The sequence below is a fragment of the Kitasatospora sp. NPDC001660 genome, assembly GCF_053596725.1.
Map to the genome: position 1 here is coordinate 39,782 of NZ_JBSFGU010000046.1, position 14,935 is coordinate 54,716.

Genomic DNA, 14,935 nt, shown 5'->3' on the forward strand with positions numbered 1-14,935 from the left:
CAACCCCCTCGGGAGTGAAGGTGTCCGTCCACAGCGATGACTACGCGATCGATCCGGCCTCCGGCTCCCCCGGTGCGCTGGGCGGCCACACCCTGCCCGGGGTGTTCGCGGCGGCGGTGCGCCGGGCGCCGCAGGCCGTCGCCCTGGTCGACGGCGAGCGGGAGCTGACCTGGCGCCAGTGGGCGGACGAGGCGGCCGCGCTGGCCCGGGCGCTCCAGGAGCTGGGCGTCGCGCCGGGCGACGTCGTCGCCGTCCAGCTGCCCAACTGCCCGGAGTACCAGACCGCGCACATCGCCGTCGCCACCGTCGGCGCCGTCCTGCTGCCGGTCCACGCCGGGCACGGCGCCGCCGACGTGCGGGCGCTGCTGGCCCGGGTGGACCCGGTGGCGGTGCTCCTCCCGTCCGAGGCGGCGGCCACCGCGCCCGAGCTCCTGGCGGCCGTGCCGTCGCTGCGCGCGGTGCTGGTCTCCGGGGATTCGGACGGGCTGCCGGCCGCGCCTCGCGTCCACGCGCTGGACCGGCTGGTGGCCGAGTGGGCGGGCCGCGCACCGCACCCCGTCGAGGTGCGGCCCGAGGACCCGCTGGTCCTCATCCCGTCCTCCGGCACCACCTCGGCCCGGCCCAAGATCTGCCTGCACAGCCACGACGGGCTGCTCTCCAACACGGCGTCCGTCGCCGAGGAGGGCGGCCCGGCCTTCGCCGACGCGATCCTGACGGCCTGCCCGCTCACCCACCTCTTCGGGCTGCAGTCGCTGCACACCGCGCTGTTCCGGGCCTGCCGGCAGGTGCTGCTGCGCGGCTGGGACCCGGAGCGCTTCCTCGCCCTCGCCCGGGCGGCCGCGCCGAGCGCCGTCTTCGCCGTCCCGGCGCAACTGCACGACGTCGTCGCCACGTTGGCCCGCAGCGGGCAGCCGGCCGGCTTCCGGCCGCACGAGGTGCGCACCGCCGGTGCGGCGATCCCCGCCGCACTGGCGGCGGACGTCCGGAGGGCGCTGGGCGGCGAGCTCGTGGTCGTCTGGGGCATGTCCGAACTGGGCACCGGCACCCGGACCTCCGTCTCCGACCCGGTCGGCGCCGCCGTGCGCAGCGTCGGCCGGCCGACCAGCGGGGCGCGCGTGCGGATCGTCGGCGAGGACGGGCGCGAGCTGCCCCCGGGCGAGCCGGGCGACCTCCAGTACCGCAGCCCGAGCATGTTCCGCGGCTACTACCGGGAGCCCGAGCTGACCCGCGCGGCGATCACACCGGACGGCTGGCTGCGCACGGGCGACCGGGCGAGCCGCGGGGAGGACGGGCTGCTGCGCTTCCACGGGCGCTCGGCGGAGCTGATCAACGTGGGCGGGCGGAAGTTCGACGCGACCGAGGTCCAGGAGCTGCTGGCGGCGATGCCGGGCATCGGCCCGCTCGCGGTGGTCGGGCGGGCGGACGAGCGCCTCGGCGAGATCCCGTGCCTGGTGCTCACCCGCGCGGCGGACCCGGCGATCGGCCTGCGGGCCGTGACCGACTTCCTGCGGGAGCGCGAGGCCGCCGACTACAAGATGCCGCTGGAGCTGGTGACCGTCGACGCCCTCCCCCGCACCCCGGCCGGGAAGCTGCACCGGCGGTCCCTGGAGGAGCTGGTGGCGCAGGAGTCCGCCGTCGCTTGTCAGGGCTCCGCTCTGCTCGACTACGGCGACGTGCTGGACCTCGTGCGCTCGTGCGCGGCCGAGGTCATGGGCCGTGGCCCGGACGACGAGCCGATCGGCGCCGACACCGCGTTCCGCGCGTACGGACTGGACTCGGTGCGCACCATCCGGCTGCGCAACCTGGTGGCGGAGGCCACCGGCCGGCCGCTGCCGGTGAGCCTCGGCTTCGACCACCCCACCCCGGCCGCCGTCGCGTCGCTGCTGTCGGGCGCCGCCGAGGACCGGCCGGACGAGGGCCCGTACGAGGCCTCCGACGAGCCGGTCGCGATCGTCGGCATGGCCTGCCGGCTGCCCGGCGGCGTCTCCTCCCCCGACGACCTGTGGGCGCTCGTCGCCGACGGCACCCACACCGACTCCGCGTTCCCCGCCGACCGCGGCTGGGACCTCGACGGCCTGTTCCACGACGACCCCGAGCACCCCGGCACCACCTACGTCCGCCGGGGCGGGTTCCTCCACGGCGCCGCACGGTTCGACGCCGCCTTCTTCGGCTTCTCCCCGCGCGAGGCTCTGGCCGCCGACCCGCAGCAGCGGCTGCTGCTGGAGACGGCCTGGGAGGCGCTGGAGCACGCCGGCATCGACCCGACCCGGCTGCGCGGCAGCCGCACCGGCGTCTTCACCGGCGCGATGTACCACGACTACGGCACCACCGCCCCGGCCGAGCTGGAGGGACTGCTCGGAATCGGCACGGCCGGCAGCGCGCTGGCCGGGCGGATCTCGTACTGCTTCGGCCTGGAGGGCCCGGCGCTCACCGTCGACACCGCGTGCTCCTCGTCGCTCGTCGCCCTCCACCTCGCCTGCCGCTCGCTGCGCTCCGGCGAGTCCTCGCTCGCCCTGGCCGGCGGCGTCGCGGTGATGGCCACCCCGGGGTCGTTCGTCGAGTTCTCCCGGCTGCGCGGCCTCGCCCCCGACGGCCGCTGCAAGGCCTTCTCGGACGACGCCGACGGCGCCGCCTGGGCGGAGGGCGCGGGCCTGCTCGTCCTGGAGCGGCTGAGCGACGCGCGGCGCAACGGGCACCCGGTGCTCGCCCTCGTGCGCGGCTCGGCGGTCAACCAGGACGGCGCCTCGAACGGCATCACCGCGCCCAACGGCCCCGCGCAGCAGCGGGTGATCCGGCGCGCGCTCGCCGACGCGGGGCTCGCCCCCGGCGACGTCGACGCCGTCGAGGCGCACGGCACCGGGACCTCGCTCGGCGACCCGATCGAGGCGCAGGCGCTGCTCGCCGTCCACGGCGGCGCGCGTCCGGCGGACCGGCCACTGTGGCTGGGGTCCGTCAAGTCGAACCTCGGGCACGCCCAGGCGGCGGCCGGGGTGGCCGGGGTGATCAAGACGGTGCAGGCGCTGCGGCACGGCCTCCTGCCGAGGACCCTGCACGTCACCGAGCCGACCACCCGGGTGGACTGGTCCTCCGGCGCGGTCCGGCTGCTGACCGAGGCACAGCCGTGGCCCCGGGAGGACGGGCGGGCGCGGCGGGCCGGCGTGTCGTCGTTCGGGATCAGCGGCACCAACGCGCACGTCGTGCTGGAGGAGGCGCCCCCGTCGGCTTCCGTCGACAGCTCCGAGAGCGGGCTGGTGCCGCTGGTGCTCTCCGCCCGCAGCGAGCCCGCTCTGCGGGCCCAGGCCGGGCGGCTGGCCGAGCACGTCGCCACCCGGTCTTCCTACGCCCTGCCCGATCTCGCCCACGCGCTGGCCACCACCCGGGCCGTCCACGGCCACCGGGCGCTGCTGGTCGGCGCCGAGCGGGCCGAACTCATCGACGCGCTACGGCAGTTCGCCACCGGGGAGCCCTCGCCGGTCGTTCCGGCGGCGGGCCTGCGCGACAGCGGCGGGCGGCTCGCCTTCGTGTTCGCCGGGCAGGGCAGCCAGCGGCCCGGGATGGGGCGCGAACTCGCCACCGCGTTCCCTGAGTTCGCGGCGGCCTTGGATGAGGTGTGTTCCGTTCTGGACCCGCTGCTGGAACGGCCGCTGCGCTCCATCCTGTGGGACGACGATCCCGAACCGCTCCTCGACCGGACGGAGTTCGCGCAGCCTGCGTTGTTCGCCCACGAGGTGGCCCTCCACCGCCTGTTGGAGTCCTGGGGCGTGCGGCCCGACCTGCTGGCCGGGCACTCGGTCGGCGAGATCGCCGCCGCGCACGTGGCCGGGGTGCTGTCGCTGACGGACGCGTGCACGCTGGTCACCGCCCGGGGACGGCTCATGCAGTCCCTCCCGGCCGGGGGCGCGATGCTCGCCGTCCGGGCAGCGGAGGACGAAGTCCGGCCTTTGCTGGGCGAGTTCGTCTCGCTCGCGGCGGTGAACGGGCCTTCGTCCGTCGTCGTTTCGGGCACCGAGGACGCGGTCGCGGCGATCGAGGCGCACTTCGCGGACCGGCCGACGACGCGGCTGCGCGTGTCGCACGCGTTCCACTCGCCGCTGCTGGAGCCGATGCTGGAGGAGTTCCGCGGCGTCCTCGAAGGCCTGTCGTACGCCGCGCCCGCCGTACCGCTGGTCTCCGGCGTCACCGGCCGCCCGCTGACCGCCGGCGAGGCCCGCGACCCCGGCCACTGGGTGCGCCAGGCCCGGGAACCGGTCCGGTTCCGGGACGCCGTCGAGCGGCTGCGCGGGGAGCGCGTCGACGCCTACCTCGAACTCGGGCCCGCCGCCGCGCTCGCACCCATGCTCGGCGAGTGCCTGGCCGCCGGGGAGGCCGGACCGCCGCCCGCCGTCATCGCGACCGGCTCGGCGGACCAGGCGGACGAGACGCCGGCGCTGCTCGCCGCCGCCGGGCGCCTCCACCTGCACGGCGTACCGGTGGACTGGGACGCCGTCCTGCCCGGCGCCCGGCCCGTGCCGCTCCCGACGTACCCGTTCCAACGACAGATGTACTGGCTCGCGCCGGCCGCTTCGACGCCCGTGGTCGTGCCGGTCCTCGACGGACCGTCGGCCCGCAGCGCCGAGCGGTTCGCCGCGGCCAGCCCCGAGGAGCGCGACGCCCTCCTCCTCGGGCTCGTCCTCGCCGAGACCGCCGCCGTACTCGGGCGCGGCGCCGACGACCTCGACGCCGCCCACGCGTTCTCCGACCTCGGCGTCAACTCCGTCAACGCGATCGAACTGCGCGAACGCATCGCCGCCGCCACCGGCACTGCCCTCCCCGCGACCCTCGTCTTCGACCACCCGTCCCCGGCCGCCGTCGTCCGCGCCCTCGGCACCCACCTCGACCGGGCGACCGGGCCGGAGCCCACCGCCGCCGACCTGGTCGACCGGCTCGCCGCACTGCTCGCCACCGGCACCGCCCTCGACCCGGCCACCGCCACCCGGCTGCGCGACCTCGCCCGGCGCTGCGCCGCACCCGCCGGCCCGGCCCGCCCGGGCCCCGGGCCCGACCTCGACACGGCCACCGACGAGGAGCTGTTCCGCCTGATGGACGCCGTCGACTGACCCCGGCCGCCCCCTTCGACGCTCGCCGAACCCCGCGACGCTCGCCGAATCCCCGTACGGAGACCCGACCATGCCCGCCCGCACCGCCCCGCCCCCGCCCGCCGCGGCCGACGACCTCGTGATCGAGGCGGTCGACGTCGGCATGACCTTCGGCACCGTCCGCGCGCTCGACTCGGTCAGCCTCGCCGTCCCCCGGGGCAGCGTGCTCGCCCTGCTCGGCCACAACGGCGCCGGCAAGACCACCCTCGTCGGCGTCCTCACCACCGCCCTCGCGCCCACCGACGGCCGGGCCAGCGTCGCCGGCTTCGACGTCCGGCGCCGCCCCGCCGAGGTCCGCCGCCGGATCGGCCTCACCGGCCAGTACGCCACCGTCGACGGGCGGCTCAGCGGGAGCGACAACCTCCTCCTGCTCGCCGGGCTGCTCGGCGCCGGCCGCCGCGCCGCCCGGACCCGCGCCGACGAGCTCCTCGACCTGTTCGACCTCGGACACGTGGCCGACCGGCCCGCCAGGACCTACTCCGGCGGCCTGCGCCGCCGCCTCGACCTCGCCGCGAGCCTGGTCGGCCGGCCCGAGGTCGTGTTCCTCGACGAACCCACCACCGGCCTCGACCCGGTCAGCCGGCTCGGGCTCTGGCAGATCGTCGAAGGCCTCGTCGCCGAGGGCACCACCGTCCTGCTCACCACCCAGTACCTCGACGAGGCCGACCGGCTCGCCGACGCCATCACGGTGCTCTCCGGCGGCGCCGTCGTCGCCCACGGCACCCCCGCCGAGCTCAAGGCCCGGGTCGGCCGGCGCACCGTCACCGTCGTCCTCGACGGCGCCGACGACCCCGCCCGGGACGAATCCGCGCGCGCCGCCGACGCGCTGCGCCGCGCCGGGCTCGCCCCCGTCACCGGCCGCGAGGGCGCCGCCCTCGTCGTCCCCATCGAGGCCACCCGCGACATCGCCGCCGTCGTCCGGGCGCTCGACGGGGTCGGGATCGAGGCCGCGGAGCTCACCTTCGGCGAGCCCGGCCTGGACGACGTCTACCTCGCCCTGGCCCACCGCCCCGACCGCCCGGAAGGACCCGCTCGGTGACCACCACGCTCGACACCGGCCGACCGCCCCGCACGCCGACGCCCACCGCGCCCGCCTGGCGAGGCAGTTCACGGCTCACCCAGGTCCGCATCCTCACCGGGCGGTCGCTGCGCGCGCTCGTGACCGACCCCGCGGTGCTGCTCTTCGGCCTGCTCCAGCCCGTCATCACGCTCGTGGTGCTGTCCCAGGTGTTCAGCCGGATGGGGCTCCCGCCGCACTTCCCGCCGGACGTCACGTACCTGGACTTCGTCCTGCCCGCCGTCCTCGTCGACAACGCCGTGCAGTCCGCCGTCCAGTCCGGGGTCGGCCTCGTCGAGGACCTGCAGAACGGCATCGTCGCGCGCCTGCGCTGCCTGCCCGTCGCGCCGAGCTCGCTGCTCGTCGCCCGCAGCCTGACCACACTGGTGCGCGCGGCCGTCCAGGCCGTGATCATCCTGCTGCTCGGCACCCTCGCGCTCGGTTACCACCCCAGGGGCGGGGCCGGCGCCGTCGTGGCCTCCATCGGGCTGACGCTGTTCATGAGCTGGGCGCTCGGCTGGCTGTTCATCGCGGCGGCGGCCTGGCTGCGCCGGGCCGAGCCGATCCAGAACCTCGCGATCATCGCCGTGCTCCCGCTGATGTTCGCCTCCAGCGCCTACGTCCCGACCGCCGACCTGCCCGACTGGCTCGCCGCCGTCGCCCGCGTCAACCCGCTCACGTACGCGATCGACTCCACCCGCGCCCTCGCCCTCGGCCTGCCCGGAACGGGCACCGCCGTGCCCGCACTACTGCTCGGCGCGGCGGTGGCCGGCGTCGGCGCATGGCTCGCGGTGACCGGCTTCCGGCGGCCACTGGCGCCGCGCTGAGCCGCGCCGACGAGACACCGTCCAACACAGCCGTGCGCAGGAAGTCGGCCGATCCGACGTCCTGCGCACCACGCGCTCCGGCCTCCGTCCTCAGCCCTTACCGCCCGCGCACCCGAAGGCAGGGCCGCTCCGTCATGATCGTGACGGGACGGCAGGTCGGCGCGTGCCGGACGACGGACCGGACGCTCACCTCGCCACCGCCGAGGAGTAGAGCGGCCAGCCGTCGTGGTCCGGGCGGCAGGACACGTCCGTGAACCGGCCGGACTCCCGTAGCAGTGCCGGCACCGTCGCGCCGTGCAGGTGGCCGTGCTCGACCACCAGCGTGCCGCCCGGCCTCAGCAGCCCGGCCGCCGCCTCCACCACCTGCCGCACGACCCGCAGGCCGTCGGCGCCGCCGAACACGGCTTGGCGGGGCTGGTAGCGGCCGAACTCGTCCGGCACGTCGGCCGCGTCCGGCATGAACGGCGGGTTCGCGAGCACCAGGTCGGTCCCGGCCGCCAGCCCGGTGAGTGCGCCCGCCCGGTCCGCCGCGCCCTCGTGGACGGTCACCCCGGTGTCCCCGAGGGCGGCGCGGCGGGCCGCGTTGCGGCGGGCGAAGTCCGCGGCGACGGGGTCGAACTCGACCGCGTGCACCCGGGCGTCAGGCCGCACGTGCGCGAGGGCCAGCCCGATCGCGCCCGAGCCGGCGCAGAGGTCGACCACGGTCGGCGTCTCCGTCTCCGCGACGGCCGCCAGGCCGGCCGCCAGCACGAGCTCGCTGTGCACCCGCGGCACGAACACGCCCGGCCCGACGAGGAGGTCGAGGCCGCCGAACACGGCCCGCCCGGTGAGGTGCCCGAGCGGTACGCCGTCGGCTCTTCTGCCCACCAGGTCCCGCAGCCGACGTACCGCTCTGGCGTCGAGCGCCCGTTGCGGGTCCAGCCCGGCCACGTCCACACCGAGCACACGCGCGGCCAGCTCCTCCGCCTCCTGCCGTGCAGCCGATTGCGCCGTGCCCTGGAGTATCAGCACCGCCTCGTCGAGCAGGTCCCCGAGCATCGTCGTTCCCATCCGTCGCCTCCCGGCCCGCGGTGCGGCGCCCTCGGCCGCACGCTGCCGCCAACTGTGCGGCCGGGACGACTAGGTGCGCGTCCAAAACTGGTGTCCGGAAGGATGGTTCAACGCTCCGGTGCCCGTGGTCGGCAAGGCGGCGCAGGAGCGGGCGAGCGCCGTCAGCGCCCGGCGGGGACGAAAACCCGCCCGCAGCGTCACCACGAACATCATCACTGTCAGTCGGTCAGGCCCAGTTCGTTGTCCAGGAGGTCGAACATCTCGTCGTCCGAGGCCGACTCGAAGTCGAAGGCCCCGGAGCCCGAGGGGCCGTCGGCGCCAGCGGCGCTCCGGGCGGCGAGCCACTTCGAGCGCAGCACCTCCAGGCGGGCGGCCACCTGCTCGAACAGTTCCTCGTCCGAACCGTCCACCTCGCTCGTCCCGAACGCCTGCTCCAGCCGGTCGAGTTCGGCCAGCAGCGCGGCCGGGCCCGCGGTGGGCTCGGGCTCCAGGCCGAGCCGCTCGAACAGGTGGTCCGCCAGGTCCGCCACCGTCGGGTGGTCGAAGACCAGCGTGGCCGGCAGTCGCAGGCCCACCAGCGCGCCCAGGCGGTTGCGCAGTTCGACCGCCGTCAGCGAGTCCAGCCCGAGGTCCTGGAAGGCCCGCTGCGGGTCGACCCCGGACGCCTCGGTGTGGCCGAGGACCGCGGCCACCTGCCGGCGGACCGCCTCCAGCAGCGCCTCGCGCCGCTCGGTCCCCGGCAGCTCGGACAGCCGCCGCACGAACTCGGCGCCGCCACCCGCCCCGCCGTCCGCGCCGGCGGCCGAACCGCGCCGCACCGGCACGCGCACCAGGCCGCGCAGGAGCGGCGGGATCTCCCCGCGCTGCCGCAGGGCCACCGGGTCCAGTCGCAGCGGCAGGACGGCAGGCTCGGCGCCGGCCGTGGTCGCGTCGAACAGCGCGAGCCCCAGCTCCGGCGTGAGCGGCGGCATCCCGGCGCGGGCCAGGCGCTCGGCCTCGGCTTCGGTGAGGGTGCCGGTCATGCCGCCGGTGCCGGTCCACGGGCCCCACGCCAGCGAGACGGCGGGCAGGCCGAGGGAGCGGCGGTGGCGGGCGAGCGCGTCCAGGAAGGCGTTGGCGGCCGCGTAGTTCGCCTGGCCCGGGTTGCCGAGCGTGCCGGCCGCCGAGGAGAACAGGACGAAGGCGGTGAGGTCGAGGCCCTCGGCGGCCCGGTGGAGGTTCCACGCCGCGTCCGCCTTCGGGCGCAGGACGGCGCCGACCCGCTCGGGCGTGAGCGAGCCGATCGTCCCGTCGTCCAGGACGCCCGCGGTGTGCACCACCGCGCGGACGTCGTGGCGGGCGAACAGCCCGGTGACGGCGGCCCCGTCAGCCACGTCGCAGGCCTCGACGGCCGTCTCGGCGCCGAGCCCGGCCAGTTCGGCGACCAACTCGGCCACGCCGTCGGCGGCGGCGCCGCTGCGGCTGACCAGGACAAGGCTGCGCACGCCGTGCTCGGCCACGAGGTGCCGGGCCACCAGGCGGCCCAGGCCGCCGGTGCCGCCGGTGATCAGCACCGCGCCCTCGGCGGGCCAGCTCGGCGCCTCGGTCGCGGGCTCCTCCCGTACGAGGCGGGCAGCGAACAACTCTCCGTCGCGGATGAGCAGTTGCGGCTCGTCGACAGTGAGGGCCCCGGGCCGGAGCTCCGTCTCGGCGGTGGCGAGGTCGAGCAGGCCGAACCGGCCCGGCTCCTCCGAGGCCGCCGAGCGCACCAGGCCCCAGGCCGCGGCGCCGCCGAGGTCGGCGCCGGACACCGCACCCCGCGTGACGAACACCAGGCGCGAGGCGGCGAACCCGTCGTGCGCGAGCCACGTCCGGACCACGTCCAGGACGGCTGCCAGCCGGGTGTGCACCGACTCGGCGCCGCCGGACGGGAGTTCGGTGAGCACCACCGACGGGACACCGGGTCGCCCGGCCAGCTCGGCCAGCGCCTGCGCGTTCGGCGCGACGGCGACGAACGCCGCCTCCACGTCGGCCGGCACCTGCACCGGCACCCAGTCGAGGCGGAACAGCGCGTCGTGGCCGGCCGGACGGGCGGCGGCGCCGAGCTGTTCGGCGGCGATCGGCCGGACGGTGAGCGAGCCCACCGACGCCACCGGCCGGCCTTCGGCGTCGGCCGCGGCCAGCGCCAGCCCGCCGGACGCCGACGGCGCCAGCCGGACCCGCAGCGCGGAGGCCCCCGAGGCGTGCAACGCGACGTCCTCCCACGCGAACGGCACCCCGGCACCGCCTTCCCCGAGCCCGCCGCCCACGGCGAGCGTGTGGAGGCAGGCGTCGAACAGGGCCGGGTGCAGGCCGTAGGCGCCGCCCTCGACGCCCTCGGGCAGGGAGACGTCCGCGAAGAGTTCCTCCCCGCGGCGCCAGACCGCGCGGAGGCCCTGGAACGCCGGGCCGTATCCGAACCCGGCCTCCGCCAGGCCGTCGTAGAGACCGGTCAGGTCCACCTGCTCGGCGTCGACCGGCGGCCACACGGGGGCGTCGAACGCCGCCGGCGCCGCGCCCGTGCCCAGCGTGCCGCTCGCGTGCAGGGTCCACGGGTGCAGCCCCCCGGCCGCGGGCCGGGAGTGCACGGTCACGGGCCGGCGGCCCGCGTCGTCCGGCGCCCCGACGGCGACCTGGAGCTGCACGGCGCCCGCCCCCGGGAGGACCAGCGGCGCCGCGAGCGTCAGCTCCTCGACGACGTCGCAGCCGACCTCGTCGCCCGCGCGCACCGCCAGCTCGACCAGCGCCGTGCCCGGCACCAGCACCGAGCCCATGACCACGTGGTCCGCCGCCCACGGGTGGGACCGCGCCGACAGGCGGCCGGTGAACAGGAGGCCGTCGCTGTCGGCCAGCTCCAGCGAGCCGGTGAGCAGCGGGTGTTCGGCGTTCCTGAGCCCGGCGGACTCGGCGCCCCGGCCGGCGGGCAGGCCGGTCGGCCAGTAGTCCCGGTGCTCGAACGGGTAGGTCGGGAGCTCGGGCAGGTGCCGGCCCGCCCCGGCGAGCAGGGCCCGCCAGTCGACCTTCGCGCCGTGGACGTGCAGGCTCGCGAGGGCCCGCAGGAGCGTCGTCTCCTCGGGACGGTCCTTGCGGAGCGCCGGCGCGGCCACGGTGCCGTCCTCGGGCAGCGCGCTCGCGGTGAGGGCGGTGAGGACGGCGTCGGGGCCGAGTTCGAGGAAGCGGGTGACGCCGGCCTCGTGGAGGGTGCGGACGCCGTCGGCGAAGCGGACGGCCTCGCGCACGTGGCGCACCCAGTACTCGGGCGCCTGGAGGCCTTCGGCCAGTCCGCCGGTCAGGTTGGAGATCACCGGAATCGAAGGCGCGTGGTACTTCAGCCCGTTGAGGACCGCGCGGAAGTCCTCCAGCATCGGGTCCATCAGCGGCGAGTGGAACGCGTGGGACACGCGCAGGCGGGCGGCCCGGCGGTCGGCGAAGTGCTGGTGAATCGCTTCGACGGCCGCTTCGGTGCCGGAGACGACGACGGAAGACGGGCCGTTGACGGCGGCGATCGACACGAAGTCACCCAGCAGCGGGAGGACTTCGTCCTCCGTCGCCTGCACCGCGAGCATCGCACCGCCTGACGGGAGCGCCTGCATCAGGCGGCCACGGGCGGCGACCAGCGCGCAGGCGTCGGACAGGCTGAACACCCCGGCGACGTGCGCGGCCGCGACCTCGCCGATCGAGTGGCCGGCCACGAACTCCGGCCGCACGCTGAGGGATTCGACGAGACGGTAGAGCGCCACCTCGACGGCGAACAGGCCCGCCTGGGCGCACTCCGTCCGGTTCAGCAGCTCCTCGTCCGAGCCCCACACCACCTCGCGCACAGGCATGTCCAGCGCCGCGCACACCGCGTCGAACGCCTCCGCGAACACCGGGAAGCGTGCGTACAACTCCCGTCCCATACCAAGCCGTTGCGAGCCCTGGCCGGAGAAGAGGAACGCGGTCCTTCCCTCCGCCGCAACCCCTCGGGCCACCTCCACCCCGTCCACGAGCACCGTACGGTGCGGCAGGCCCGACCGTCCGGCCAGGGTGAACGCCACGTCGGCGGAGGGGAGTTCGTCGGCGTCCGTGAGCCGCGCGAGCTGCGCGTCCAGCGCCGCCTCGGACTTCGCGGACACCACCCACGGCACCAGGCCGGGCGCGGCCCCGGTCTCCGTCTCCGTCTCCGCCTCCGCCGACTCGGGCAGCTCCAGGATCACGTGCGCGTTGGTGCCGCTGATCCCGAAGGACGACACGCCCGCCCGGCGCGGATGGTCCGTGGCCGGCCACTCGGTGCGCTCGGTGAGCAGCTCCACAGCTCCGGCCGTCCAGTCGACGTGGGAGGAGGGCTGGTCGATGTGCAGGGACTGCGGGAGCATCCCGTGCTGCATCGCGAGCACCATCTTGATCACGCCGGCCACCCCGGCCGCCGCCTGGGCGTGCCCGATGTTCGACTTGATCGACCCGAGGAGCAGAGGCAGTTCGCGGTCCTGACCGTACGTCGCGAGCAGCGCCTGCGCCTCGATCGGGTCACCCAGCGTGGTACCCGTACCATGCGCCTCGACGGCGTCCACGTCGGCCGTCGAAAGCCCGGCACTCGCCAGGGCCTGCCGGATCACCCGCTGCTGCGACGGACCGTTCGGCGCCGTCAGACCGTTCGACGCACCGTCCTGGTTGACGGCGCTACCGCGCAGGACCGCGAGGACGCGGTGCCCGTTGCGCCGAGCGTCCGACAGCCGCTCCAGCACGACCATGCCGACGCCCTCGCCCCAGCCGACGCCGTCCGCCGCCTCGGCGAAGGCCTTGCTGCGGCCGTCCGCGGCGAGACCGCGCTGCCGGGAGAACTCGACGAACGTCGCCGGGGTGGACATCACCGTCACACCGCCCGCCAGGGCCAGCGTGCACTCGCCGCTGCGCAGGGCCTGGGCGGCGAGGTGCATCGCGACGAGGGAGGAGGAGCAGGCCGTGTCGACCGTCACCGCCGGGCCCTCCAGACCGAGGGTGTAGGACACCCGGCCGGAGGCCACGCTCCCGGCGCTGCCGCTGCCCTGGTGGCCCTCGAACTCACCGCCGCCGAGCAGGTTCGCGTAGTCCGCGTACATCACGCCCGCGAACACGCCGGTCCGGCTGCCCCGGAGGGACACCGGGTCGATGCCGGCCCGCTCGAACGCCTCCCACGACGTCTCCAGCAGCAGGCGCTGTTGCGCGTCCGTCGCGAGCGCCTCGCGCGGGCTCATCCCGAAGAACGCCGCGTCGAACGCCGCCGCCTCCCGCAGGAACCCGCCCGTCCGGGTGTAGGACGTGCCGCTGTGGTCCGGGTCCGGGTGGTACAGCGTCTCGACGTCCCAGCCGCGATCGGCCGGGAACTCCGACACCGCGTCCACGCCGTCGGCCACCAGGCGCCACAGGTCCTCCGGCGATGCCACGCCGCCGGGGTAGCGACAGGCCATCCCGACGAGCACGATCGGGTCGTCGGACGGTACGGGCAGGGCCGCCGGGAGTTCCGCCGTCTCCGAGGCGCCGAACAGACCCTCCAGCAGGAAGCCGGTGAGCGCGTCGGCGGTCGGGTAGTCGAACACGACGGTGGCCGGAAGCTGGAGGCCGGTCACGGTCCGCAGCCGGTTGCGCAGTTCGACCGCCGTCAGTGAGTCGAAGCCGAGGTCCTGGAAGGCCCGCGACGGGTCCACCGTCGACCGGCCCTCGTGGCCCAGCACGAGGGCGATCCGGTCGCGCACCAGGTCCAGGACGGCCGCACGCCGCTCGTCCGCGCCCAGGCCGGACAGCCGCCTGGTCAGGTCGACCGCGGCGGGGTCCGTGGCCGACCGGCGCACCGGGGTCCGGACGAGGCCGCGCAGCAGGGCGGGGACGTCGCCCCGGTCCCGGAGGGCGGGCAGGTCGAGCCGGACGGGCAGGACGACCGGCTCGACGCCGGTGGCGACCGCGTCGAACAGCGCCAGCCCGTGCTGCGGATCGAGCGGCGGCACGCCCGCGCGGGTCATCCGCTCGCGTTCGGCGTCGGTGAGGGTGCCGGTCATGCCGGCCACGTCCGACCACGGGCCCCAGGCCAGCGAGACGGCGGGCAGGCCGAGCGAGCGGCGGTGGAGCGCCAGCGCGTCCAGGTAGGCATTGCCCGCCGCGTAGGCGGCCTGACCCGCGGCGCCGAACGTGCCGGCGACGGAGGAGAACAGGACGAAGGCGTCCAGGTCGAGGCCCTCGGTGGCCTCGTGGAGGTTCCTGGCCGCGTCCGCCTTCGGACGAAGGACGGCGCTGACACGTTCGGGGGTCAGCGAGCCGATCACGCCGTCGTCGAGCACGCCCGCCGTGTGGACGACCGCGCGAATCTCGTGGCGCCTGAACAGTTCGGCGACGGCGGCCTCCTCGGCCACGTCACAGGCCTCGACAACGGCCTCCGCGCCGAGTCCCGCCAGCTCGGCGAGCAACGCGTCCACGCCCTCGGCATCCGCCCCACGACGGCTGACCAGCAGCAGGCTGCGCACACCGTGCTCCGCCGCGAGGTGCCGGGCGACCAGACGACCGAGACCGCCCGTGCCCCCGGTGATCAGGACCATGCCCTCGCTCGGCCACGCCACCGTGTCGGCCGCCACCTCCGCCCGGGCAAGCCGGGCCGCGAGGATCTCCCCGTCCCGCACCAACAGCTGCGGCTCGTCCAGACCCAGGACGGCGGACGGCAACTCCTCCTCCCCCGCCAGGTCCACCAGGCCGAACCGACCCGGCTCCTCCGACATCGCCGACCGCACCAGACCCCACACCGCCGCGCCCGACAGGTCCTCGCCCGCCACCACGCCGCGCGTCACGAACACCAGACGCGACGCGGCGAAACGCTCCTCCGCCAGCCAGCCCCGGACCAGCTC

The 14,935-nt window shown here is 76.1% G+C and carries 5 protein-coding genes; 3 read left to right on the top strand and 2 right to left on the bottom strand.

The window, feature by feature from the left end:
• The first annotated feature begins 20 nt into the window (after positions 1-20).
• The 3 genes from ACWCXH_RS32440 to ACWCXH_RS32450 all read left to right on the top strand — a co-directional run bounded on the left by ACWCXH_RS32440 (position 21) and on the right by ACWCXH_RS32450 (position 7,019).
• A complete protein-coding gene (locus ACWCXH_RS32440; RefSeq protein WP_449805075.1) occupies positions 21-5,096 on the top strand; it encodes a type I polyketide synthase in 5,076 nt (1,691 codons plus the stop codon).
• A gap of 70 nt (positions 5,097-5,166) precedes the next feature.
• The gene (locus ACWCXH_RS32445; protein ID WP_449805076.1) at positions 5,167-6,174 is read left to right on the top strand and encodes an ATP-binding cassette domain-containing protein; all 1,008 of its coding nucleotides are present in this window, start codon (positions 5,167-5,169) and stop codon (positions 6,172-6,174) included.
• Complete coding sequence (locus tag ACWCXH_RS32450; protein WP_449805077.1) at positions 6,171-7,019, top strand: ABC transporter permease; 849 nt, start codon at positions 6,171-6,173, stop codon at positions 7,017-7,019. Before ACWCXH_RS32445 ends, ACWCXH_RS32450 begins: the two co-directional genes overlap by 4 nt.
• A gap of 186 nt (positions 7,020-7,205) precedes the next feature.
• On the opposite strand, the gene ACWCXH_RS32455 is transcribed toward ACWCXH_RS32450, so the two are convergent.
• Entirely contained in the window at positions 7,206-8,069 is an 864-nt protein-coding gene (locus tag ACWCXH_RS32455) for a N5-glutamine methyltransferase family protein (RefSeq protein ID WP_449805078.1), read from the bottom strand.
• A 218-nt stretch (positions 8,070-8,287) separates the two neighbouring features.
• Positions 8,288-14,935: SDR family NAD(P)-dependent oxidoreductase (locus ACWCXH_RS32460; RefSeq protein ID WP_449805079.1), on the bottom strand; the 6,648-nt coding region annotated here is incomplete at its 5' end.